The sequence below is a fragment of the Mesorhizobium sp. Cs1299R1N3 genome, assembly GCF_037179625.1.
In the GTDB taxonomy this organism is placed as follows: Bacteria; Pseudomonadota; Alphaproteobacteria; order Rhizobiales; family Rhizobiaceae; genus Mesorhizobium; species Mesorhizobium salmacidum.
Genome location: NZ_JAPYKQ010000006.1, coordinates 208,084 through 230,856 on the forward strand (window position 1 = coordinate 208,084; position 22,773 = coordinate 230,856).

At 64.7% G+C, this 22,773-nt stretch carries 18 protein-coding genes; 8 read left to right on the forward strand and 10 right to left on the reverse strand.

The window, feature by feature from the left end:
• Positions 1–120 precede the first annotated feature (120 nt).
• Positions 121–1,647: a malonate--CoA ligase gene (locus O7B34_RS16175; protein WP_337146982.1), complete on the forward strand. Its 1,527-nt coding sequence runs from the start codon at positions 121–123 to the stop codon at positions 1,645–1,647.
• Positions 1,648–1,684: 37 nt separating this feature from the next.
• Here O7B34_RS16175 and O7B34_RS16180 read toward each other — a convergent pair whose 3' ends face one another.
• From O7B34_RS16180 to O7B34_RS16200, 5 genes are read right to left on the reverse strand one after another with little or no spacing between them, the layout of a single operon-like run.
• Positions 1,685–2,797, reverse strand: coding sequence for an NAD(P)/FAD-dependent oxidoreductase (locus tag O7B34_RS16180; RefSeq protein WP_337146983.1), 1,113 nt, complete (start codon positions 2,795–2,797; stop codon positions 1,685–1,687).
• Positions 2,798–2,807: 10 nt separating this feature from the next.
• Positions 2,808–3,980, reverse strand: coding sequence for an N-acetylglucosamine-6-phosphate deacetylase (nagA, locus tag O7B34_RS16185; RefSeq protein WP_337146984.1), 1,173 nt, complete (start codon positions 3,978–3,980; stop codon positions 2,808–2,810).
• On the reverse strand, positions 3,977–5,011 hold the full coding sequence (locus tag O7B34_RS16190; protein WP_337146985.1) for an SIS domain-containing protein: 1,035 nt from the start codon (positions 5,009–5,011) through the stop codon (positions 3,977–3,979). Before O7B34_RS16190 ends, nagA begins: the two co-directional genes overlap by 4 nt.
• A complete protein-coding gene (locus O7B34_RS16195) occupies positions 5,008–5,790 on the reverse strand; it encodes a GntR family transcriptional regulator (protein ID WP_337146986.1) in 783 nt (260 codons plus the stop codon). Before O7B34_RS16195 ends, O7B34_RS16190 begins: the two co-directional genes overlap by 4 nt.
• Complete coding sequence (locus tag O7B34_RS16200; RefSeq protein WP_337146987.1) at positions 5,787–6,665, reverse strand: N-acetylglucosamine kinase; 879 nt, start codon at positions 6,663–6,665, stop codon at positions 5,787–5,789. Before O7B34_RS16200 ends, O7B34_RS16195 begins: the two co-directional genes overlap by 4 nt.
• A 199-nt stretch (positions 6,666–6,864) precedes the next feature.
• On the opposite strand from O7B34_RS16200, the gene O7B34_RS16205 reads away from it, so the two are divergent.
• From O7B34_RS16205 to O7B34_RS16230, 6 genes are all read left to right on the forward strand, one after another.
• On the forward strand, positions 6,865–7,779 hold the full coding sequence (locus O7B34_RS16205; protein ID WP_337146989.1) for an N-acetylmuramic acid 6-phosphate etherase: 915 nt from the start codon (positions 6,865–6,867) through the stop codon (positions 7,777–7,779).
• A 47-nt stretch (positions 7,780–7,826) separates the two neighbouring features.
• Positions 7,827–9,086, forward strand: coding sequence for an ABC transporter substrate-binding protein (locus O7B34_RS16210; protein ID WP_337131682.1), 1,260 nt, complete (start codon positions 7,827–7,829; stop codon positions 9,084–9,086).
• 230 nt (positions 9,087–9,316) lie between these two features.
• Positions 9,317–10,246 carry a carbohydrate ABC transporter permease gene (locus tag O7B34_RS16215; RefSeq protein WP_337146990.1) on the forward strand — a complete coding sequence of 310 codons (930 nt, stop codon included), beginning with the start codon at positions 9,317–9,319 and terminating at the stop codon, positions 10,244–10,246.
• A gap of 220 nt (positions 10,247–10,466) precedes the next feature.
• Entirely contained in the window at positions 10,467–11,306 is an 840-nt protein-coding gene (locus tag O7B34_RS16220) for a carbohydrate ABC transporter permease (RefSeq protein ID WP_337146991.1), read from the forward strand.
• The gene (locus O7B34_RS16225; protein ID WP_337146992.1) at positions 11,303–12,382 is read left to right on the forward strand and encodes a Gfo/Idh/MocA family protein; all 1,080 of its coding nucleotides are present in this window, start codon (positions 11,303–11,305) and stop codon (positions 12,380–12,382) included. Before O7B34_RS16220 ends, O7B34_RS16225 begins: the two co-directional genes overlap by 4 nt.
• Before the next feature lie 220 nt (positions 12,383–12,602).
• Positions 12,603–13,601 carry an ABC transporter ATP-binding protein gene (locus tag O7B34_RS16230; protein ID WP_337146994.1) on the forward strand — a complete coding sequence of 333 codons (999 nt, stop codon included), beginning with the start codon at positions 12,603–12,605 and terminating at the stop codon, positions 13,599–13,601.
• A 173-nt stretch (positions 13,602–13,774) separates the two neighbouring features.
• Here O7B34_RS16230 and O7B34_RS16235 read toward each other — a convergent pair whose 3' ends face one another.
• The 5 genes from O7B34_RS16235 to O7B34_RS16255 form a co-directional block, all read right to left on the reverse strand.
• The gene (locus O7B34_RS16235; protein ID WP_337146995.1) at positions 13,775–14,620 is read right to left on the reverse strand and encodes a fumarylacetoacetate hydrolase family protein; all 846 of its coding nucleotides are present in this window, start codon (positions 14,618–14,620) and stop codon (positions 13,775–13,777) included.
• Between the two features lie 202 nt (positions 14,621–14,822).
• A complete protein-coding gene (locus O7B34_RS16240; protein WP_337146996.1) occupies positions 14,823–15,554 on the reverse strand; it encodes an SDR family oxidoreductase in 732 nt (243 codons plus the stop codon).
• Between the two features lie 227 nt (positions 15,555–15,781).
• A complete protein-coding gene (locus O7B34_RS16245) occupies positions 15,782–18,154 on the reverse strand; it encodes an aldehyde dehydrogenase family protein (protein ID WP_337146997.1) in 2,373 nt (790 codons plus the stop codon).
• A gap of 237 nt (positions 18,155–18,391) precedes the next feature.
• Positions 18,392–19,438, reverse strand: coding sequence for a deoxyribose-phosphate aldolase (gene deoC / locus O7B34_RS16250; RefSeq protein ID WP_337146999.1), 1,047 nt, complete (start codon positions 19,436–19,438; stop codon positions 18,392–18,394).
• Between the two features lie 203 nt (positions 19,439–19,641).
• Complete coding sequence (locus O7B34_RS16255; protein WP_337147001.1) at positions 19,642–20,469, reverse strand: ferredoxin--NADP reductase; 828 nt, start codon at positions 20,467–20,469, stop codon at positions 19,642–19,644.
• A 219-nt stretch (positions 20,470–20,688) separates the two neighbouring features.
• On the opposite strand from O7B34_RS16255, the gene O7B34_RS16260 reads away from it, so the two are divergent.
• Complete coding sequence (locus O7B34_RS16260) at positions 20,689–22,773, forward strand: hydantoinase/oxoprolinase family protein (protein ID WP_337147002.1); 2,085 nt, start codon at positions 20,689–20,691, stop codon at positions 22,771–22,773.

The window sequence follows — 22,773 nt, forward strand, 5'->3', positions numbered from 1 at the left end:
GGCTTGACGGCCGGGCCGGGAAACGCGAACGCTTCGCCGCGTGCCGACCCACGATCGGCGTCGACATTGCTATCACCCCCAAGTGCCGTCACCCCAATTGCGGTCATTCAGGAAGATTTCATGAGCAATCATCTGTTCGATGCATTCCGGTCCCGGATGCCGGCGCCTGGTCATCTGTTGATGGAAACCGATGATGGACGCTCGCTCACCTATGGTGACATGCTGGCGCGGTCGGCGCAGTTCGCGCATGCGCTCCTGCAAATGGACGTCGCGCCCGGCGACCGGGTCGCCGTGCAGGTCGAGAAGAGCCCGGAGATGGTTTTGCTCTATCTCGCCTGCGTGCGCGCCGGCGCCGTCTTCCTGCCGCTCAACACCGCCTACACGCTGGCCGAACTCGGCTATTTCTTCGACGATGCGGCACCCCGGGTCATCGTCTGCGATCCGGCACGGTCGGCGGATATCCGTGGGATGGTCGACCCGTCCGGTGCCATCGTGGTCACGCTCGACCGCAATGGCCGGGGATCGCTTGCGGACCAGGCGTCCCGCCAGTCCTCCGATTTCCACGATGTCGAGCGCGGCGGCGACGACCTTGCGGCGATCCTCTACACGTCGGGAACGACCGGCCGCTCGAAAGGCGCCATGCTCAGCCACGAGAACCTCGCCTCGAACGCGCAGGTGCTGGTCGAGCAATGGCGCTTCACCAGGGACGACGTGCTGATCCACGCGCTGCCGATCTTCCACACGCACGGCCTGTTCGTCGCCACCAATGTCGTCCTGATGGCCGGCGCCTCGATGCTGTTCGAGCAGAAATTCGACGCGGGCCGCATCGTCTCGCTGCTGCCGCGCGCCACCGCGCTGATGGGCGTACCGACCTTCTACACCAGGCTGCTGCAGCAGGAGGGGCTGGATCGCGAGGCGGCGAAAAACATCCGGCTGTTCGTTTCCGGTTCCGCGCCGCTGCTGGCCGAAACGCACAAGGCCTGGAGCGAGCGTACCGGCCATGCCATCCTCGAGCGCTATGGCATGACCGAGACCAACATGAACACTTCCAACCCCTATGAGGGCGAGCGGCGCGCCGGCACGGTCGGCTTCCCCTTGCCTGGCGTATCGCTGCGCATCGCCGATCCCGATTCCGGCAAGCCGCTTGGCCAGGGCGAGGTCGGCATGATCGAGGTCAAGGGTCCCAACGTGTTCGGCGGCTACTGGCGCATGCCGGAAAAGACCAGGGCGGAATTCCGCGCCGACGGCTTCTTCATCACCGGCGATCTCGGCATGATCGATGCCGGCGGCTATGTCCACATCGTCGGTCGCGGCAAGGACCTGATTATCTCAGGCGGTTACAACGTCTATCCGAAGGAGCTCGAAAGCGAGATCGACGCGCTCGACGGCGTCCTGGAAAGCGCCGTCATCGGCCTTGCCCATCCGGACTTCGGCGAAGGCGTCACCGCTGTCGTCGTGCGCTCGCCCGCGTCGCGGATCACCGCGGCCGAAATCCTCGACGCCATCACCGGCCGCATGGCGAAGTACAAGCACCCGAAACGGGTGATCTTCGTCGACGAACTGCCGCGCAACACGATGGGCAAGGTGCAGAAGAACTTGCTGCGCGACAGCTACAAGGACCTCTACGCCTCAACCAAAGTCGGCTAAGCAGATATCCCGCTCCGGCCCGGCGCGACGTGCCGGTTCAGGTCGGGTACAAGAGTTCGACGACATGGTCGGCGATCGCCAGGCTCGCCGTCAGGCCGGGGCTCTCGATGCCGAACAGATTGACGATCTGGCTCGCGCCATGATCGGCTGGACCCTGGATCATGAAATCGGCTGAAGCTTGACCCGGGCCGGACAGCTTCGGCCTGATGCCGGCATAGGCCGGCTGCAGCGCGTCACCCGCAAGATCAGGCCAATAGCGGCGGATCGCCTCGTAGAAGACAGCGCTTCGGCCGGGGTCGACCGTGTAATCCACGCCGTCGATCCATTCGACGTCGGGGCCAAAGCGCGCATTGCCGGCGAGGTCGAGCGTCAGGTGGATGCCGAGGCCGCCTTCGACCGGAACCGGATAGATCAGGCGCGAAAACGGCGAGCGCCCCGGAAGCGCGAAATAATTGCCGCGAGCCAGCCACTGCCGGGGGATGAGCATCCTCGGGAAACCCTCGATCCGGCTGGCCACCGCCTGCGCGTCAAGGCCTGTGGCGTTGACGAAAGCGCCGGCCTCCAAGGCGAAGGTCTCGCCATTGGCATCGCGCGTGTCGATCCGGATCCCGTCGGTTTCGATCGCCGCTCCGGCAACGCAAGTGAGGAACGCGAAGGACGCGCCGGCGGCTTCGGCGTCGCCGCGCAGCGACAGCATCAGCGCATGGCTGTCTATGATGCCGGTCGACGGCGACAGCAACGCGGAAGCGCAGGTCAGCGCCGGTTCCAGGCGCTCGGCCTCGCCGCGCGTCAAAAGCTGGAGATCGTCGACCCCGCAGCGCTTCGCATTGGCCTCGATCGCCCGCAACCTGTCCGCCTGGCCTGGCTCGCTGGCGACGATCAGCTTGCCGGCGCGGCGATGGCCGATATCATGTTCGGCGCAGTAGGCGTAGAGAAGCCGGCGGCCTTCGACGCAGAGCCGGGCCTTCAGGCTGCCAGGCGCATAATGGAGCCCGGCATGGATGACTTCCGAATTGCGTGAACTGGTGACGGTGCCAATCGCGTCGGCCTTTTCGATCACCACCACCTCGCGGCCCGACAAGGCAAGCGCCTTGGCGACTGCAAGGCCGACGACGCCTGCTCCGGCGACGACACAATCGATTGTCCGCATGGCCTCGCTCTCAGCGGGGAGCGACAGCCTCGAACACCTTGTCGCCGCCGATCCAGACGCTTCCTATGCCAAGATCGTCCGACAGCGCAACGATGTCCGCCGCCGTGCCATTGGCGAAGCGGCCGAGCCGGTGCGACTGGCCGATCGCCTGCGCCGGATAGAGCGAGGCCATGCGCAGGGCTTCGGACAGCTCGAGCCCAACGGTGCGGTGCATGAACCGGATTGCAGAGATCATGTCGAGGTCGGCGCCAGCCAGCGTGCCGTCGGCAAGCCTGAGGCTCCCGTCCTTGCGGTAGATGGTGCGGCCGTTGAGCGTGAACGAGCTCATATCGGTGCCGATGGTCGCCATCGCGTCGGTGACCAGCACGATCCTGCCCGGTCCCTGCTTGGCATCGAGCGCGATCCTGATCGTGGCCGGATGGACATGGATGCCGTCTGCGATCAGGCCGGCCGACAAGGTACCGATGTCGATGGCCGCGCCCGCCAGTCCGGGCTCGCGATTGCCGATCTGGCTCATTGCGTTGAAGAGGTGGGTAACGACGCTGGCGCCGGCCTCGGCGAAGGCTTTTGCCGTGGCATGGCCCGTGTCCGAATGGCCGAGGCCGACGATGATCCCGGCCTTGGCCAACGCCCTGACGCGGGCCGCGTCGACGGATTCCGGCGCGATCGTGATCAGCAGCACCGGCAGCTTCTGGCGTGCCGCGACCAGCATGGCCTGGTCGGCGTCCGTCATCGGCCGGATCAGCGCCGGATCGTGCGCGCCCTTTCGGGCGATCGACAGATGCGGACCTTCCAGATGCAGGCCGAGAAAACCCGGCACTTTCTGCAGCGCTGCCGCTTCGCCGGCGGCGATCGCGGCGGCGGTGATTGCGGGCGTGTCGGTGATCAGCGTCGGCAGCAGCGCCGTCGTGCCGAATGGCGCATGCGCGCGGCAGATGGTTTCGATCGAGGCGACGTCGGGATGGTCGTTGAGCATCACCCCGCCGCCGCCATTGACCTGGATATCGACGAAGCCCGGCACCAGCATGCCGCCACCGGTGTCGATGACGCGGATATCCCCGGGAAGCGCGCCTTGCGGCAGCATGGCTTCTACGAGGCCGTCGCGCACGACAAGTGCTGCGCCTTCATGCCAGTCGTCGCCGTCGAAAATGCGGGCGCCGGTCAGGGCAAAACGGTCGCTCATATGGTCTCCGTCACCTTGCGAAGGTTGCGTGGTGCGTCCGGGTCGAGGCCGCGATGCCGGGCAAAGGCCTCGACGAACATGTAGAAGGAGACGATCAGCGTCAGTGGATCGGTCAGTGGGTGACCGGTGGCGACATGCGGCAGGCGCGTGGCGCGATTGACGAGTGCCGAGGTGACGAACACCGGCGCGCCCTTGGCCGCCAGGCTGTCGGCGGCTTCGGCGACGGAGGGCTCGGAGGCGTCGCGCGCGGCCAGCGCCAGCACCGGAAAGTCGGGGCCGATCAGCGCCAGAGGGCCGTGCATGACTTCGGCCGCGCTGTAGGCCTCCGCATGCATGCCGCAGGTCTCCTTGAACTTCAGCGCCGCCTCGTTGGCCATCGCCGCCGACGGGCCGCGGCCGAGAATGAACAGCGACTTCTGCTTCTCGATCGTTTCGGCCAGAACGCTCATCCAGTCGCAGGCGATCGCCTTGCCGAAATGCTCGGGCAGGCGGGCCAGTGCCGCGAGAAGCGCTTCGTCGCCGGTCGAATGCGCCATCAGGGCGAGCCCGGCAACGGCGGAGTTGATGAAGGTCTTGGTTGCCGCGACGCTGCGCTCGGGGCCGGCCAGGATGTCGATGGCGAAATCCGAGGCGCGTGCGAGCGGCGAATCGGCGGTGTTGGTTACGGCGATGGTCAGCGCGCCGCCGGCCCGGGCGGTTTCGGCCATGGCGACGATGTCGGGGCTCTTGCCCGATTGCGAGATCGCCAGGCAGGCCGAGCCGCCGAGCCGGAGCTTGCGGCCGTAGATCGACGCGATAGAGGGCCCGACCGAGGCGACGGCAAGGCCCGCGGTCAGCTCGACGGCATATTTCATGAAGGTGGCGGCGTGGTCGGACGAGCCACGTGCCACGGTGACGACGAAATGCGGGTCGCGTTCCCGGATGCCGCGCCCGGCTTCGGCCAGCACCGCTCCCGAGCCGTCGAGCAGGCGGGCCACGGCCTGCGGGATCTCCTCGATCTCGCGCTGCATATGAGTGGTGTTGGCAATCATGGTCGGCCCTCTTCGCTTGGCCCTGTCAGCCGCAGTTCGGCGACGAAATCATAGGCGTCGCCCCGGTAGATGGAGCGGGTGAACTCGATCACCTTGCCGCTCGCGAGATAAGAAATACGCTCGATGTGCAGGCCGGCAATGGCTGGCGGCACTTCGAGCAGGCGCGCATCGCCATCGCCGAGATTGGCGGCGGAGATGCGCTGCACGGCGCGCACCGGCCGGTTGCCGGTCAGTTCCAGTGCCGCGTAGAGCGAGGAGCCAATGCCGGCCGGGTCGGGCAGCACGCTGGCCGACAGCGAGGCGCGTTCGATCGCCAGCGGCGTATCGTTGGCGATGCGCAGGCGCGCCACGCGCGCCACCAGTTCGTTCGACGACAGGCCGAGCACCATCATCTCGTCGGGCGACGGCGCGTAGAGGCCACGATCGAGCCAGGCCGAGCGCACCGCCATGCCACGCCGCGCCATGTCCTCGGTGAAGGAGGTCAGCCGCGACAGCGACTGCTCGACGCGTTCCATGCGCGGCGCCACGAAAGTGCCGGAGCCGTGGCGCTGCACCAATATGCCGCCCTTGACCAGGTCCTGCACCGCCTTGCGCACGGTGACGCGCGAAATGTCGGCCTTGGTGGCGATGTCGCGCTCGGAAGGCAGCGCGTCGCCCGGGCCGATCAGGCCGCGATTGACCGCGTCCTCGATGCTTTTGCGCAGCTGCAGATAAAGCGGCGCACCGCTTTGCGAGGATTGTTTGAGCGCGGTGAAGATCTGGTCGGCGGCATCGCTCATCGTGTGGCCTCCGTCCTGGCGAACAGACGCGCCGCCATCTGCACCGCACCGCCTAGCGCATCGTCGAGCGGTTCCTTCAGCAGGGCGCGGTAGCGCGCCGACAGGCGCGGCGCATAGAGCGGCGCCAGCCCGCCGAGCAAGCAGAGCGGCGCTTCGGCCGCGAGGTCGAGCGCGCCGAGCGAGGCCTCGACATCGGCGACCGCCTTGTCGAGGATCCAGTTGGCGACGATGTCGCCTTTTTGCGCGTGTTCGAACACTTTCGGCGCGAAGCCGCCGAAATCGCCGGGCTTGGCGTTGGTGGTGAATTCGACCACGTCCTCGGGATTGTTGCGGAAAACGGCCATCATGCTGTCGGTCAGCGGCGAGGCCTGGCGCACGCCATCATGCGCGAGCAATGTCTGTTCCAGGAGGTCGCGGCCGATGCGGGCGCCGCTGCCCTGGTCGCCGACCTGGAACCCCCAGCCGCCGATGGCACGCGATTTGCCGTTCTTGCGCGCCATATAGGCTGTGCCGGTGCCAAGGATCGCCATCGCGCCGTCACCCGAACCGACCGCGCCTTCGAGCGCGATTTCCGCATCTGTCTCGACACGGCTGGTGCTGAACGGCAGGATCGCTTCGAGCTGCTGCCTATAGGTTCCGACATTGGCGCCGGCAAGGCCGAGAATGGCCGGTGTTTGCGGGATTAGCTCGGGATCTTGCCCGGCGGCGATGAAAGCCTGCCGCGCCGCATCGACGATGTTCGAGCGGGCGCCGGTGAGGTCGGTGCGGATGTTGGCGGCGCCGCTTTTGGCGCGGCCGACCACAACGCCGTCCACCGTAGCCAGCGCGGCCCTGCAGCTGGTGCCGCCGCCATCGATTCCGAGCACGAATTTCACGCGATTTCTCCTCCGGGCGGATAATACCAATAAAATACCAATAGCCAAGGGTTAATTTCCGTTTCAAAAAGATTAAGCCGCATTTCATTGAGAAAACTGGGCAATTCGCCGGCTCAGCGATTTCCCGTCCACGAATTCGTTAATGCGTGTGGACAAGTGGTATTTTTTTGGTATTGTTTCGTGGATTGGAGGAACTGGGATGGCCGAACCGCGCACCGAAGCGCCGCATGGGAATGCCGAGGGGCTGGATATCCAGGCTCCCGAAGCGATCCTCGGCTCGCTGGCCGATGCGCAGGTCGAGGCCGCGAAGGCCGTCCGCAACGCCATTCCCTCCATCGCCAAGGCAGCCGAGATCATTGCAGGCTGCCTGAGCAGCGGCGGCAAGCTTGCCTATGCCGCGGCCGGCAGCTCCGGCCTGATGGCGCTGGCCGACGCGCTGGAACTGCCCGGCACGTTCGGCATCCAGCGCGACCGCATCGCCATCCTGATCGCCGGCGGCGACGAAGCCTTCAGGACGCTGGCTGGCGGGCCTGAGGATGATACCGAGGAGGCGTCGACCGCGGTCGCCCATGCCGGTATCGGCGCGGGCGATTGCCTGATCGCTCTTTCCGCCAGCGGCACGACGCCCTACGCGGTGCGCGCCATCGAGGACGCGCGGCGCCGGGGTGCCGCCACCATCGGCATCGCCAACAACAGGGACACGGCTCTGCTCCGGCTGGCCGACACCGCCATCCTGCTCGAAACACCGCCGGAAGTCATCGCCGGCTCGACCCGCATGGGCGCCGGCACGGCGCAGAAAATCGCGCTCAACATGCTGTCGACGCTGACCGCCATTCATCTTGGCCATGTCCATGACGGCTACATGGTGAACCTCATGGCCGACAACATGAAGCTGCGCGACCGCGCGGCGCGCATCGTTGCCGCCGTCAGTGGCCGCGGCCACGAAGAGGCCGCCAGCCTGCTCGAAAAGAGCGGCGGCGCGGTCAAGACCGCCATTCTGCTCGCCGCCGGCGCCGACAGCGCCGACGCGGCGCAGAAGATACTGGAACGGACAGGCCATAAGCTGCGGCCAGCCCTTTCCGCGATCGAGGGGAACAAGGGCTCCAAAGCCTAGGTTCTCATCAAAACCGAACCTGAAAAAGGTCAACAGGGAGACTGAGCATGACAACGAAACTACTGACGGCACTGCTTCTGGGCACCAGCATTCTCGGCTCGGCCGGATTGGCTCACGCCGAGGACGTAACGCTCAACATCGAAAGCTGGCGCGGCGACGACCTTGCCATCTGGAAGGATAAGCTGATCCCGGCCTTCGAAGCCAAGAACCCCGGCATCAAGGTGGTGTTCGCCCCGTCGGCTCCGACCGAATATGACGCCGCGCTCGGCGCCAAGCTCGCCGCCGGTTCGGCGGGCGACCTGATCACCTGCCGCCCCTTCGACAAGTCGCTCGAACTGTTCAAGAAGGGTAACCTTGCAGATCTCTCCGCACTGCCCGGCATGGAAAACTTCTCGCCCGTCGCCAAGTCCGCCTGGCAGACCGATGACGGCAAGGCGAGCTTCTGCGTGCCGATGGCATCCGTCATCCACGGCTTCATCTACAACAAGGATGCCTTCGACAAGCTCGGCATCAAGGTGCCTCAGACCCGCGACGAGTTCTTCGCCGCGCTCGACAAGATCAAGGCCGACGGCACCTATATCCCGATGGCGATGGGCACCAAGGACCTCTGGGAAGCCGCGACCATGGGCTACCAGAACATCGGCCCCAACTACTGGAAGGGCGAGGACGGCCGCGCGGCGCTGATCAAGGGCGATCAGAAGCTGACCGACAAGGACTGGGTCGCTCCCTACGAGGAACTGGCCAAGTGGAAGCCTTATCTCGGCGACGGCTTCGAAGCCCAGACCTATCCGGACAGCCAGAACCTGTTCACGCTCGGCCGCGCCGCCATCTACCCGGCCGGCTCCTGGGAAATCGGCCTGTTCAACACGCAGGCCCAGTTCAAGATGGGCGCCTTCCCGCCGCCGGTCGAGAAGGCAGGCGACACCTGCTACATCTCCGACCATACCGATATCGGCATGGGCCTGAACGCAGCCTCCAAGCATGCGGACGCGGCCAAGACCTTCCTGTCCTGGGTGGCCTCGCCGGACTTCGCCACCATCTACGCCAACGCGCTGCCGGGCTTCTTCAGCCTGAACTCCGCACCGGTGAAGATGCAGGACCCGCTGGCGCAGGAATTCGTCTCCTGGCGCGGCAAGTGCAAGTCGACGATCCGCTCGACCTACCAGATCCTGTCGCGCGGCACGCCGAACCTCGAAAACGAGACCTGGGTTGAATCGGCCAACGTCATCAACGGCACCGATACGCCCGAAGCCGCGGCCAAGAAGCTGCAGACCGGCCTCGACAGCTGGTATAAGCCGGCCAAGTAAGGGCTCAGCAACGGAGCCGGCTGGGCGCATGCCCGGCCGGTTCCGGATTATCCTGTTCCATATTGCGATTGTCGGCTCTGCCTCACGGCTTTACCCTGCTCTTGTCGGGGAAGGCTAGCTGATCAGTCGCAGGCCTTTGTCTTGCCGCGCCGGGCAAGGTTTGGGCCATGTATCGAGGCATTATCTAGCATCACATCGTCTGGAACCGAGAGACGGCGGGGACCGAACTCATGGCCGCACAAACACGACCGAAAAGACCGTTCCGCTGGCATATCGCCGTCTTCCTGGCGCCGGCGGTGCTGGTCTATACGGCGATCATGATCCTGCCGCTGGCCGGCACGCTGCAGCTTTCGCTGTTCCGCAACGTCGACCAGTCCCAGGTCTTCGTCGGCCTGGACAATTTCCGCACCCTGTTCGGCGACCCCAACTGGTCGGTGAATTTCTGGAACGCGCTGCGCAACAACGTCTGGTTCTTCATCATCCACATGCTGGTGCAGAACCCGGTCGGCGTGCTTTTGGCCGCCATCGTGTCCAGCCCGAAGCTGCGATTCTCGGCCTTCTATCGCACCGCCATCTTCGTGCCGACCATCCTGTCCTTCGTCATCGTCGGCTTCGCCTGGAAGCTGATCCTGTCGCCGCTGTGGGGCGTTGCGCCGCATCTGCTCGACTTCGTCGGCCTGAAAAGCCTGTTCACGCCGTGGCTCGGCAAGGAGCAATACGCGCTGACCGCGCTCAGCCTGATCTCGGTGTGGCAGTTCATCGGCATCCCGATGATGCTGATCTATGCCGCGCTGCTGTCGATCCCCGAAGAGGTGATCGAGGCGGCCGAATGCGATGGGATCACCGGCCTGTCGCAGTTCTGGAAGATCAAGCTGCCGCTGATCCTGCCGTCGATCGGCATCATCTCGATCCTCACCTTCGTCGGCAATTTCAACGCCTTCGACTTGATCTACACCGCACAGGGCGCGCTCGCCGGGCCGAACTATTCGACCGATATTCTAGGCACCTTCCTCTACCGCGCCTTCTTCGGCTTCCAGCTGCAGGTCGGCGACCCCAACATGGGCGCGACCATCGCCACGATCATGTTCCTGATCATCCTCGGCGGTGTCTGCGTCTACCTCTTCCTCATCCAGACGCGCCTGCGTCGCTACCAGTTCTGAGGGCGGAGATGTCACGGCTGAACACCCCCCTCTGGCCTGCCGGCCATCTCCCCCTCAGGGGGGGAGATCAGATGTCACTACTGCTTTCGCCAATCGTCAACGTTGCAAAGTGGGCGGCAAGGCCAACGCTGCCGATCTCCCCCCTTGAGGGGGAGATGGCCGACAGGCCAGAGGGGCGCGCCTTGGAACCAGCCTCTCTGCGCGCTTGGGAGTTTTTCCAATGAGCATCGCCACCCGTTCACTGCCCCGCACCATCGGCGCCCACGCGATTCTGCTGACCTACACGGCGATCGCGCTTTTCCCGGTGGTTCTGGTCATCATGAATTCGTTCAAGTCGCGCGCCGGCATCTTCGGCGCGCCGCTGACGCCGCCGACGCCGAAAACCTTCGACATGATCGGCTACACCACGGTGATCGGCCAGGGTGATTTCATCCATTATTTCCAGAACAGTCTCGTCGTCACCGTCGGCTCGTTGTTCTTCGTGCTGCTGTTCGGCGCCATGGCTGCCTTCGCGCTGTCGGAGTACCGCTTTCGCGGCAACACGCTGATGGGGCTTTACGTGGCGCTCGGCATCATGATCCCGATCCGCCTCGCCACCGTCGCCATCCTGCAATTGATGGTGGCGAGCGGGCTGGTCAACACGCTGACCGCGCTGATCCTGGTCTACACCGCGCAAGGCCTGCCGCTTGCTGTCTTCATCCTGTCCGAATTCATGAAGCAGGTCTCCGACGACCTGAAGAATGCCGGCCGCATCGACGGCCTGTCCGAATACACCATCTTCTTCCGCCTGGTGGTGCCGCTGGTGCGGCCGTCGATGGCGACGGTCGCAGTCTTCACCATGATCCCGATCTGGAACGATCTGTGGTTCCCGCTGATCCTGGCGCCGTCGGAAGAGACCAAGACGGTGACGCTCGGCGCCCAGCTTTTCCTCGGCCAGTTCGTCACCAACTGGAACGCCATCCTGGCCGCGCTGTCGCTGGCGATCCTGCCTGTGCTGATCCTCTATGTCATCTTTTCGCGGCAGCTGATCCGCGGCATTACTTCCGGAGCCGTCAAGTGAGTTCAGAATCACCCCTTCGCGTCCCAGATCCCCTCCGAGTAATCGTCGCCGGCCTCGGCAATATGGGCCGCAGCCATGCGCTGGCCTATCACACCAATCCGGGTTTTCAGATCGCGGCGCTGGTCAATCGCTCCGACGTGCCGCTGCCTAGCGGGCTGGCCGGCTATGGCATCAGGCGGTCCTTCGACGACGCCCTGCGCGACGAAAAACCCGACGTCGCCTGCATCGCCACCTATTCCGACAGCCACGCCGACTATGCGGTGAAGGCGCTCGAGGCCGGCTGCCATGTCTTCGTCGAAAAGCCGCTGGCAACCACGGTGGCCGATGCGGAACGCGTCGTCGCGGCGGCCAAGGCCAATGGCCGAAAACTGGTGATCGGCTATATCCTGCGTCACCACCCGTCCTGGATCCGATTGATCGCCGAGGCGCGCAAGCTCGGCGGCCCTTACGTCTTCCGCATGAACCTCAATCAGCAATCCTCGGGACATACCTGGGAGACGCACAAGCAGTTGATGCGGACGACATCGCCGATCGTCGATTGCGGCGTGCACTATCTCGACGTCATGCTGCAGATCACCGACGCCAAGCCAATCGAGGTGCGCGGCATGGGGGTGCGGCTGACCGACGAGGTGGCGCCCTCCATGTACAATTACGGCCATCTGCAGGTGCTGTTCGATGACGGTTCGGTCGGCTGGTACGAGGCCGGCTGGGGTCCGATGATTTCCGAGACGGCCTTCTTCGTGAAGGATGTCATGTCGCCCAAGGGCTGCGTGTCGATCGTCATGAAGGAGGGCGTGAAGTCCGACGACATCGACACCCACACCAAGACCTCGACCATCCGCCTGCACAGCGCCGAAACCGGGCCGGACGGCAAGTTCGCCAGGCCGGACGAGATGCTGTCGATGGCAGGCGAACCCGGTCATCAGGACCTCTGCGATCTCGAACAGGCTTTTGTCCTCAAGGCAGTCCGCGAGGACGTCGATCTCACCAGACACATGGACGACGCGGTGCGGTCGCTCGCCGTCTGCCTTGCCGCCGACGAGAGCGTGCGCAGCGGCAAGGCGGTGCGACTGTGACCAGGCTGTCGTCGTCAGCGCCCTACGGCGCCCCCCTCTGTCCTACCGGACATCTCCCCCTCAAGGGGGGAGATCGACTGTCTCGGTTGCCTTCGCCAATCACCAACATTGCAAGAAGAAAGCCTGGGTCGACGCTGCCAATCTCCCTCCTTGAGGGGGAGATGGCCGGCAGGCCAGAGGGGGGTGCTTTCGCGCCCACTCATCAATTTGGAGGACTGCCGTGGGCTCGTTGAAGATCGAGAACGTGAAGAAGGCCTTTGGGCCGGTCGAGGTGCTGAAGGGCATCGACCTCGAAGTGACGGATGGCGAGTTCGTCGTCTTTGTCGGCCCTTCGGGTTGCGGCAAGTCGACCTTGCTCCGCGTCATCGCCGGTCTGGAGGATTCGACCTCGGGCCGGGTGCTGATCGATGGCGACGACGTCTCCGTCACGCCGCCGGCAAAACGCGGCATCGCCATGGTGTTCCAGACCTATGCGCTTTATCCGCATCTGACGGTGAAGAACAATATGGGCCTCGGCCTCAAGCAGGCGCACACGCCGGCGGCGGAGATCGATCGCCGCATCGGTGTTGCTTCGTCCATGCTGTCGCTGGAGCCTTATCTCGAAAGACGGCCGGCGGAACTCTCCGGCGGCCAGCGCCAGCGCGTCGCCATCGGCCGCGCCGTGGTGCGCGAGCCAAAACTGTTCCTGTTCGACGAGCCGCTGTCGAACCTTGACGCGGCACTGCGCGTCAACACGCGGCTGGAAATCGCGCAGCTGCATCGCCGGCTCAAGGCGACGATGATCTACGTCACCCACGACCAGGTCGAGGCGATGACGCTGGCCGACAAGATCGTCGTGCTCAACGCCGGAAAGATCGAGCAGATCGGCGGCCCGATGGAGCTCTACAATTCGCCGGCAAACGAGTTTGTCGCCGGCTTCATAGGCTCGCCGAAGATGAATTTCGTCGACGGCGCCCGGCTCGGCGAGACAGCCAAAACCATCGGCGTGCGGCCCGAGCACCTGACCGTCGATCCCAAGTCAGGCGCCTGGAAGGGCACTGTCGTCCATGCCGAGCATCTCGGCGCCGACACCAATCTTTATCTGGATTGCGAGAAGGCCGGGCTGATCACCGTGCGGATTTTCGGTGTGTACGACGCGGAACCGGGCGCCACGCTTTATGCGACGCCGGATGCGGCGAAGACGTATCGGTTCGGGGCGGATGGGAAGGTGCTGAAGTAGGACGCGCCGGTACTTCTTCCTTCTCCCCTTGTGGGAGAAGGTGGCCTCGCGAAGCGAGGTCGGATGAGGGGTGCTCCAGCTTGGCACCGACGGCATTCCGTCACCCACCCCTCAACCGTCTCGGCGCTGCGCGCCGATCCACCTTCTCCCACAGGGGGAGAAGGAAGAGGCGCTTAAACGTCAGCCTTGAACGTCTGCTTCTGCTGTCCTAGCCCTTCGATCCCCAGTTCCACCACGTCACCTGCCTTCAAGAACACTGGCGGCTTCATGCCGAGGCCGACTCCAGGCGGGGTGCCTGTTGAAATAATGTCGCCGGGGTGCAGCGACATGAACTGGCTGAGGTAGGAGACGAGATAGGCAACGCCATAGACCATGGTCCTGGTCGAGCCGTTCTGCATCGTCTCGCCATTGACCGTCAGCCACATTTTGAGGTTGTGCGGGTCGGCCACTTCGTCCTTGGTCACCAGCCACGGGCCGGTCGGGCCGAACGTGTCGCAGCTCTTGCCCTTCGTCCACTGGCCTTGGCGCTCGGCCTGGAAGGCGCGTTCCGACACGTCGTGCGCGACGCAATAGCCGGCGACGTAGTCGAGCGCATCGGCTTCGCTGACATATTTGGCTTTTCTGCCGATGACCACGCCGAGCTCGACTTCCCAGTCGGTCTTCTCGGAACCACGCGGGATCAGCACGTCGTCGTCCGGGCCGACGATGGCCGAGCTTGCCTTCATGAAGATGATCGGCTCAGGCGGCACGGTGGCGCCGGTTTCCGCGGCATGGTCGGAATAGTTGAGCCCGATGCAGATGAACTTGCCGGTGCCGGCAACGCAGGCGCCAAGGCGCGGCTTGCCGGAAACCACCGGCAGCGACTTCGCGTCGAGCTTCGACAGCATATCCAGCGAGGCCGGATGAAGCGTGGTGCCGGCAATATCGGCGACATGGGCGGAGAGATCGCGGATCGTTCCATCCGCATCGAGCAGGCCGGGACGTTCGCTCCCCATCTCGCCATAGCGCAGCAGTTTCATGCATCTTCTCCTGATTGCGGCCTCGTGGCCGTTCTACAAACTCTCCGCCGAGGCATCAGCCCTTCTGGAACCGGGCGGACCGTAGCCACCGGCCTGCTTCACGACAAGCGCGGACAGCCTGTTTTGACGGCCGGCGAGCGGGATTTTCAGACTTCGCGATCCTTCGTCAAACCCGATCTTCCAGTTTGTCTCCAGACGGCGCTCAGATCGACCAGCCGCCGTCGATATTATAGGCCTGCCCCGATGTGTAACTGGCGCCGGCCAGGTAGACGGCGAGATCGGCGATTTCCTCCGGCGTGCCGAGCCGGCCCATCGGCTGGCGGGCGATGAAGGCGGCGCGGGCGGCGTCGTAGTCGCCCTGGGCGTGCATGCGGTCCTGCAGCGACGGGCTTTCGACGGTACCGGGGCAGATGGCATTGCAGCGTATGCCCTTGCCGACATAGTCGGCCGCGACTGACTTGGTCAGGCCGATGACCGCCGCCTTGGTGACACCATAGGCGAAGCGGTTCGGCACGCCCTTGGTCGAGCTGGCGAGCGAAGCCATGTTGATGATCGATCCGTCGCCGCGCTCCAGCATGCCGGGCAGTACCGCCCGGATGGTGCGGATCATGGCGCGTACATTGAGATTGAAGGCGAAATCGAGATCGGCGTCCTTCATCTCCAGGATCGAGCCCGAATGGACGAAACCGGCGCAGTTGAACAGCACATCGACGGCGCCGATCTCGGCAAAGGCGGCATTGACCGCCTCGTCGTTGAGCACGTCGACCTTGCGGGTCTTGATGCCGGAGGCCTTGGCGAGTTCCGCCAGCAGCGTCTCGTTGATGTCGGTGGCATGGACGGTGGCGCCGGCCTTGGCGAAGGCCAGCGCGCTTGCCTTGCCGATGCCTTGCGCCGCCGCCGTGATGACAACGACCTTGCCTGCCAGATCCGCCATATCTTTTCCTCGCCTGCTTGGGTCAATTGCCTTTATCGGCGGCCGGCGAAGGCGTCATGTGCCAGTCAGGCGCGATTGTGCGGCCTGTGCCAGTTCACTGATAAAGATGTTTTTTCTCGTTAAAGAACATATGTTCGGGCGTCAAGCCCGAACGCGATCAACAACCGCAACAGAGCTCCAGGCATGTCGTTGTCCCAAAACCGCTGCGCACTTTTGGGCGACATGCCTTAGTCCCCATAAGGCACCCAGACGTTCTTCACCTCGATGGCGCGGCGCAGCAAGGCATCGCCGGCGGCTTCTTCCGAAGCCCAGTCGAGGCTGCGGCCATTGCCGCTCCAGACGCGCTTGAGGTTGCCGATGGAGTCGGCTTCCGCCTTGGCGCAGGTCTCGGCGTCAGTGAACAGCCAGAGCCCGTCGACGTCGTCGTGCTTGGCCAGCACGCCGGCAAGTTCGGCGCTGCGGCCGGTTACGATGTTGATGGCGCCGGCCGGCACGTCGGAATATTCGATGACCTGATAGAGATCGGTGGCGAGCAGCGGATAGCGCTCGGATGGCACGGCGATCACCGTGTTGCCCATGGCCAGCGCCGGCGCGACCAGCGAAATAAAGCCGAGCAGGGGCTGATTGTCCGGCGCGACGATGCCGAGGACGCCGACCGGCTCATGCAGCGCCAGCGTCACGGCTCGGGCCGGCGGCTGATGCACGCGCCCCTCGAACTTGTCGGCGAGGCCGGCATAGAGGAACAGCCGTTCGATCGAGAGTTCCACCTCGTCCCGCGCGGCCTTGGCATTGGCCCCGGTCAGTTCTGTGAGGCGGGCGGCAAACTCGCTTGCACGGCCGGAAAGATTCTCGGCCAGGTAATAAAGCACCTGCGACCTGTTGTAGGCGGTCGCCTCCGGCCAGCTCTTGCAGGCGCGGGCAGCCGAAACCGCATCGCGGATATCCTTGCGGTTGCCGAGCCCGACTTCGCCGGCGAGTTTGCCCTTGGCCGTCGCGACGGCAATCGAGTAATTGCCGTCCGGCCGCACCTGCTTGCCGCCGATGAACAGCTTTGCCGTGCGGTCGATTGCCACGCCATCGGCCTGCTCGACGGGCTGCGCGGAGGATGTCGCCGGCTTGATCACCGGGCCGAGCGGCAGTTTCGCCGCGAGATATTCGAACATGCCCTCGCGCCCGCCTTCGCGGCCGAAGCCGCTCTCGCGATAGCCGCCGAAGCCGCAGGCGGCGTCGAACATGTTGGTGCCGTTGACCCAGACCACGCCGGCCTTCAGCTGCGGCGCCACATGGAGGGAAAGATTGACGTTCTCGCTCCACACCGAGGCCGCCAGGCCATAGCGCGTGTTGTTGGCGAGCTCGATCGCTTCCTCGGTGTTGCGGAAGGTCATGGTGGCGAGCACAGGCCCGAACACCTCTTCCTGCGCCAGGATATTAGCCGGCGAAACGCCAGTAGCGAGCGTCGGCAGGTGATAGTAACCCGACGACGGCAGCGTTGCATCCGGCTGCCAGCAGACGGCGCCCTGCCTGGCGCCCTCGGCGATCAGTCCCTTGACGCGGTCGAGCTGGGTCAGGTCGACCAGTGGGCCGATATCGGTGTTCTTGTCGAGCGGGCTGCCGACACGCAGCCGGCTCATCCTGACCTTGACCTTGGCGATCAAGGCGTCGGCGATGCCTTCCTGCACCAGCAGGCGCGAACCGGCGCAGCAGACCTGGCCCTGATTGAACCAGATGCCGTCGACCAGCCCTTCCACGGCGCTGTCGAGATCGGCATCCTCGAAGACGATGAAGGCCGATTTGCCGCCGAGCTCCAGCGACAGTTTTTTGCCCGAGCCGGCGGTGGCCTTGCGGATGATCTTGCCGACTTCGGACGAGCCGGTGAAGGCAATCTTCTGGGTGCCGGGGTGGTTGACGATCGCAGCACCGGCTTCCGGACCGCCCTGGACGATATTGACGACGCCGTTCGGCACACCGGCGCGTTCGCATATCTCGGCGAACAAGATGGCGGTGAGCGGCGTGAATTCGGCCGGCTTCAGCACCACGGTACAGCCCGCCGCAAGCGCCGGCGCGATCTTCCAGGCCAGCATCAGCAGCGGAAAGTTCCACGGGATGATCTGGCCGACGACGCCGACACCCTTGTGGCCGGGAAAATCCCGGTCCAGCGCCTGCGCCCAGCCGGCGTGATGAATAAAATGGCGGATCGCCAGTGGCACGTCGATGTCGCGGCTTTCGCGGATCGGCTTGCCGTTGTCGATTGTCTCAAGCACCGCGAACAGCCGCTGGTGGCGTTGCATCGCCCGGCCGATGGCGTAGAGCACCTTCGCGCGCTGGTAGCCGGTGCCGGCGCTCCATTTCGGCAGCGCCTTGGTGGCTGCGGAAATCGCGGCGTCAATATCGGCGGCATTGGCGTCGGAGACTTTGGCCAGCAGCTTGCCGGAAGATGGTTCGCTGGTGTCGAAGGTCTTGCCGCCGCTGGCGGCTTTCCAATCGCCGCCGATGAACAGCGCCTTGCCGAAATCGCGCGCCGCGAGCCAGGCATCCGCCTCGTTACGAGCCTCCGGCGCCGGGCCGTATTCCATGGCGTGATAGCGTTCGAGAATGTTCATGGATTTGTTCCTTGCAGGCTGATCCGAAGCCTGGCACCCCTCATCCGACCGAGCTTCGCTCGGCCACCTTCTCCCACAAGAGCAGAAGGGAAGGCGCACGACTGCGGGCCAGCGAGTTGATCACGATAGTATTCTATCGACAGGCCGAGGCAGAGCTTTTCCTTCTCCCCTTGTGGGAGAAGGTGTCGCCGAAGGCGACGGATGAGGGGTGTTCCAGCCATCACCGCGTCGATCAGTTCAGGCCATCGCGTGGCGATGATTGGCCGAATAATGCCCGGTCAGATGGTGCTCGAGCTGGCGCTCGATGTCGGTCAGCAGGCTCGAGGCACCGAAGCGGAACAACTCCGGTTCCAGCCACGGCCGGCCGAGTTCTTCCTTCATCAGCACCAGCCAGTCGAGCGACACTTTCGCGGTGGAGATGCCGCCGGCCGGCTTGAAGCCGATGAGATAGCCGGTTTCCTCGAAATAGGCCCTGATGGCGCGCACCATGGCCAGCCCGACGGGCAGCGTGGCGTTGACGCTCTCCTTGCCGGTCGAGGTCTTGATGAAATCGGCGCCCGCCATCATCGCCACCATCGAGGCAAGCATGACGTTGCGCAGCGTGGCGAGGTCGCCGGTGCCCAAAATGACCTTCAGATGCGCGTCACCGCAGGCGGCGCGCATCGAGACGATTTCGTTGTAAAGCTCGCGCCACTTGGCGCCGAACACCAGGCCGCGCGGAATGACGACATCGATCTCGTCGGCTCCGTCCTTCACCGAGGCCTCGATCTCCTGCAGCCGGGTCGACAGCGGCGCCAGACCATGCGGGAAGGCGGTGGAGACGGCGGCGACATGGATGCCGGTGCCGCGCACGGCGTCGACCGCCGTGGAGACGAAGGGATGATAGACGCAGACTGCGGCCGGCCGGATGGTTTCGCCCGCAATGCCGAGGCCTTCCATGATGTCGCGGCGCAGCGGGTTGATCGCCTTGGCGCAGAGCCGGCGCACGCGCTCCTCGGTGTCGTTGGAGTTGAGCGTCGTCAGGTCCATGCAGGCGATCGCCCGGAGCAGCCAGGCGGCCTGGTTGTCGGCCTTGATCGAGCGCCGCTTGGTCAGGCTGGCGACGCGGCGCTCCAGCGCCGAGCGGTTGACGCTGCGCACCGATTCCAGAAAACCAAGGTCGAGTTTCAGGCCTGGATTGCGCGCGATGTGATGGTCCAGCGGCACCGGCGTATTGGCGGCTGCGCGTGCCGGCAGCGGCGTCACCTTGGTGCCAAGATCGGCTTCGCGGATTGTGCTGCTCATCTCCTGCCCTTTCGTTCAGCGGCGTGCGCTCTTGGTGCGCATCGTTCTCCCAAAGCCTCGACACTTTTGGGCGACACGCACTACGATAACCCGCGAAGCCGCGCTTCACGAGTCCTCAGGCGAGGGATAGCTGAAAAAGGTCGCGAAAGCAGCTGATTTTTGACCGGAAGGTCAAAATCAGGTTTCCGGGAGACGCGCCGGCCTCAGCCGACGAAGGCCCGTTCGACGACGAAGCTCGCGGGGTGGCTGAGCGAACCTTCCTGGAAGCCGAGGCTTTCGGCCAGCTCCTTGACGTCCTTCAGCATGTGCATCGAGCCGCAGATCATGATGCGGTCGGTCTCGGGATCGAGCTTCTCGATGCCGAGATCACTGTAGAATTTGCCGGAGCCGATCAGCGCGGTGATGCGGCCTATGCGTGCCGACTCCTCGCGGGTCGTTGAATTGTACAGCGTGACCCGGCCGGCGGTCAGCTCGCCGATCAGCGGGTCGCTTTCCAGTGCCGCCACCAACTCCTGGCCGTAGATCAGCTCGGCATTGTCGCGGCAGGTGTGGGTCAGGATCAGCTGATCGAATTTCTCGTAGGTGTCGGGGTCGCGCAGCAGGCTGGCAAAGGGCGCGATGCCGGTGCCGGTCGAGATCATGAACAGGCGCTTGGCCGGGGTCAGCGCGTCGACAACCAGCGTGCCGGTCGACTTCTGGCGCATGATGACCGTGTCGCCGACCTGGATCTTCTGCAGTTCCGAGGTCAGCGGGCCGTCCGGCACCTTGATCGAGAAGAATTCCAGCTCTTCGTCCCAGGCCGGGCTGGCGACGGAGTAGGCGCGATATACCGGCTTCTCGGCATTGGGCAGGCCGATCATCACGAACTCGCCCGAGCGGAAGCGCAGCGACTGCGGGCGCGTGATGCGGAACGAGAACAGCCGGTCGGTGTAGTGCTTCACCGAGACGACCGTCTCGGCATAGACATTGGCCGGAATCGGAAACTGCAGCGGGCGGGCTTCAGCGGTATTGAACGCGGGCGTGGTGTTCATCAATTACAACCTTCTCGCCCAATTACAGACGCGGGCGCCAAACTTTCCCGTGCGCGCCCGAACCATTCAGGTTCCGGCGTGCCATGCACGCTACCGAAGCGGTAAGCTCTTGTGTCCGGAATTTATTAGTATACAAACGATATTTGCGTCAAGATGCCGCCGTAAAACACCTTTCCAAACTGTGGCATGTCCGTAGTCCCAGCATTTCGGGTTTCGACAATGAAAGAGAATTTTTCGGTGCAGCCGCCGGATTCCCTGGGCAGCGTCGTCGCCGGCATCGATGTCGGCGGAACCTTCACCGACCTGCTCCTGATCGACGGCAAGGACGGTGGCAAGGTGTATCTGGCCAAGACCCCGACCACGGTCGACAACCAGGCCTTTGGCGTGGTTTCGGCGCTCGGCGCCACCGGCTTTCCGATCGACGGCATCGACCTCATCGTGCATGGCACGACCACCACCACCAATGCGGTGCTGGAGCGCCGGCTGGCCAAGACCGGCATGATCACCACGCGCGGTTTTCGCGACGTGATCGAGCTTGGCCGGCGCACGCGGCCGCAACCCTATGGCATGACGGGCACGTTCGTTCCGGTCATCCCTCGCAATCTGCGCCTCGAGGTGTCCGAACGCGTCGAGGCATCAGGCGCCGTCCGCACGCCGCTTGACGCGGCCGAAATGCGCGAGGCGGTAAAGGCGCTGATCGCGGCCGGCTGCGAATCCCTCGTCATCCATTTTCTGCATTCCTACGCCAACCCGTCGCATGAGCGCCGCGCCGCCGAAATCGCCGCCGAGCTTTGGCCGAACGGCTACATCACCACCGGCCATGCGCTGTTGTCGGAAGCGCGCGAATTCGAGCGCGGGGTGACGGCATCGGTCAACGCCTCGGTGCAGCCGATCCTGGAGCGCTATGTCGAGCGTCTGCGCACGGAATTGGCCGACAAGGGCTATGCCCGCGATTTTCTCATCATGAACGGCAATGGCGGCATGATCTCGGCCCGCTTCGTCACACGTGAATCGGCCAAGACGGTCATGTCGGGCCCCGCCTCCGGCGTCATCGCCGCCGCCTATACGGGCAAGCGCGCCGGCTTCGAAAACCTCGTCACCTACGACATGGGCGGCACCTCGACCGACGTGGCGCTGATCCGCAACGCCGAACCGGCTGTCTCGAACGAGATCGAGATCGAATATGCCATGCCGATCCATGTGCCGATGGTGGCGGTGCACACGGTCGGCGCCGGCGGCGGCTCGATCGCCCGCGTCGACGCGGCCGGCCTGATCCAGATCGGCCCGGAAAGTGCGGGCGCCAATCCCGGCCCGATCTGCTACGGGCGCGGCGGGACCGAGCCGACGATCACCGACGCCAATCTGGTGCTCGGCCGGCTGGCGCCGAAGAAGCTGCTCGCCGTCGACAATCCGGTCACATCAGAGCGCGTCACCGGCATCTTCGAGGACAGGATCGGCAAGGCAACGGGCCTGTCGGGCGTCGAGGCGGCGGGCGCGGTGCTCAGGCTCGGCAACATGAAGATGGCCGGCGCCATTCGCATGGTCTCGGTATCGCGCGGCCATGATCCCCGCGATTTCGCGCTGTTCGCCTTCGGCGGCGCCGGGCCGCTGCATGCCACCGCGCTCGCGCGTGAACTCGGCCTGCCCAAAGTGCTGGTGCCAGCGCGTCCCGGCATCACCAATGCGCTCGGCTGCGTCGTCGCCGATCTGCGCCATGACTTCGTCAACACCATCAACCAACCGGTGGCCGTGCTTGATGAAAGCCGGCTCCATCAAGTATTGGAACGGCACCGTAACGAAGGCGAGGAGCTGATCGCCAAGGAAGCGGTGAAGCCGGAAACGATCCGCGTCACCCACTCCGCCGACATGCAGTTCGTCGGCCAGACCCACATCATCAACGTGCCGTTGCCGTCCTCCTCGGTTACCCGGCACGAATTGCAGTCCCTGTTCGAAAAAGCCTATTTCGCCCGCTTCAAGGTGGAGCTGCCGGAAATCCGCGCCAACCTCGTCAACCTCAACACCTCGGTTACCGGCGTGCGTCCGGCGATCGACTTGTCACGCCTGATCGATCCGGCCGGGCGGGCAAAGACGCTCGACGAGGCGCGGCGCGAGATCAGGCCGGTCTGGTATGGCGGGCGCTGGCATGACACGCCGGTGTATATCAGGGAAAAGCTGCCGCTCGACGCGGTCATCGAAGGCCCGGCGATCCTCGAACAGATGGACGCGACGACCGTGCTCGAACCCGGCGACCGCGCGCGATCGGACGCCGACGGGAACATCATCATCGACATTGGCGAGGCCTGA

What these genes read in the sequence shown, in the direction of transcription:
- nagA (WP_337146984.1), bottom strand. Translation starts at nt 3,980, where the DNA reads ATGAGCGACCGTTTTGCCCTGACCGGCGCCCGCATTTTCGACGGCGAC.
- O7B34_RS16195 (WP_337146986.1), bottom strand. Translation starts at nt 5,790, where the DNA reads ATGAGCGATGCCGCCGACCAGATCTTCACCGCGCTCAAACAATCCTCG.
- O7B34_RS16220 (WP_337146991.1), top strand. Translation starts at nt 10,467, where the DNA reads ATGAGCATCGCCACCCGTTCACTGCCCCGCACCATCGGCGCCCACGCG.
- O7B34_RS16245 (WP_337146997.1), bottom strand. Translation starts at nt 18,154, where the DNA reads ATGAACATTCTCGAACGCTATCACGCCATGGAATACGGCCCGGCGCCG.
- O7B34_RS16190 (WP_337146985.1), bottom strand. Translation starts at nt 5,011, where the DNA reads ATGATTGCCAACACCACTCATATGCAGCGCGAGATCGAGGAGATCCCG.
- O7B34_RS16205 (WP_337146989.1), top strand. Translation starts at nt 6,865, where the DNA reads ATGGCCGAACCGCGCACCGAAGCGCCGCATGGGAATGCCGAGGGGCTG.
- O7B34_RS16260 (WP_337147002.1), top strand. Translation starts at nt 20,689, where the DNA reads ATGAAAGAGAATTTTTCGGTGCAGCCGCCGGATTCCCTGGGCAGCGTC.
- O7B34_RS16180 (WP_337146983.1), bottom strand. Translation starts at nt 2,797, where the DNA reads ATGCGGACAATCGATTGTGTCGTCGCCGGAGCAGGCGTCGTCGGCCTT.
- O7B34_RS16175 (WP_337146982.1), top strand. Translation starts at nt 121, where the DNA reads ATGAGCAATCATCTGTTCGATGCATTCCGGTCCCGGATGCCGGCGCCT.
- O7B34_RS16210 (WP_337131682.1), top strand. Translation starts at nt 7,827, where the DNA reads ATGACAACGAAACTACTGACGGCACTGCTTCTGGGCACCAGCATTCTC.
- O7B34_RS16240 (WP_337146996.1), bottom strand. Translation starts at nt 15,554, where the DNA reads ATGGCGGATCTGGCAGGCAAGGTCGTTGTCATCACGGCGGCGGCGCAA.
- O7B34_RS16235 (WP_337146995.1), bottom strand. Translation starts at nt 14,620, where the DNA reads ATGAAACTGCTGCGCTATGGCGAGATGGGGAGCGAACGTCCCGGCCTG.
- deoC (WP_337146999.1), bottom strand. Translation starts at nt 19,438, where the DNA reads ATGAGCAGCACAATCCGCGAAGCCGATCTTGGCACCAAGGTGACGCCG.
- O7B34_RS16255 (WP_337147001.1), bottom strand. Translation starts at nt 20,469, where the DNA reads ATGAACACCACGCCCGCGTTCAATACCGCTGAAGCCCGCCCGCTGCAG.
- O7B34_RS16215 (WP_337146990.1), top strand. Translation starts at nt 9,317, where the DNA reads ATGGCCGCACAAACACGACCGAAAAGACCGTTCCGCTGGCATATCGCC.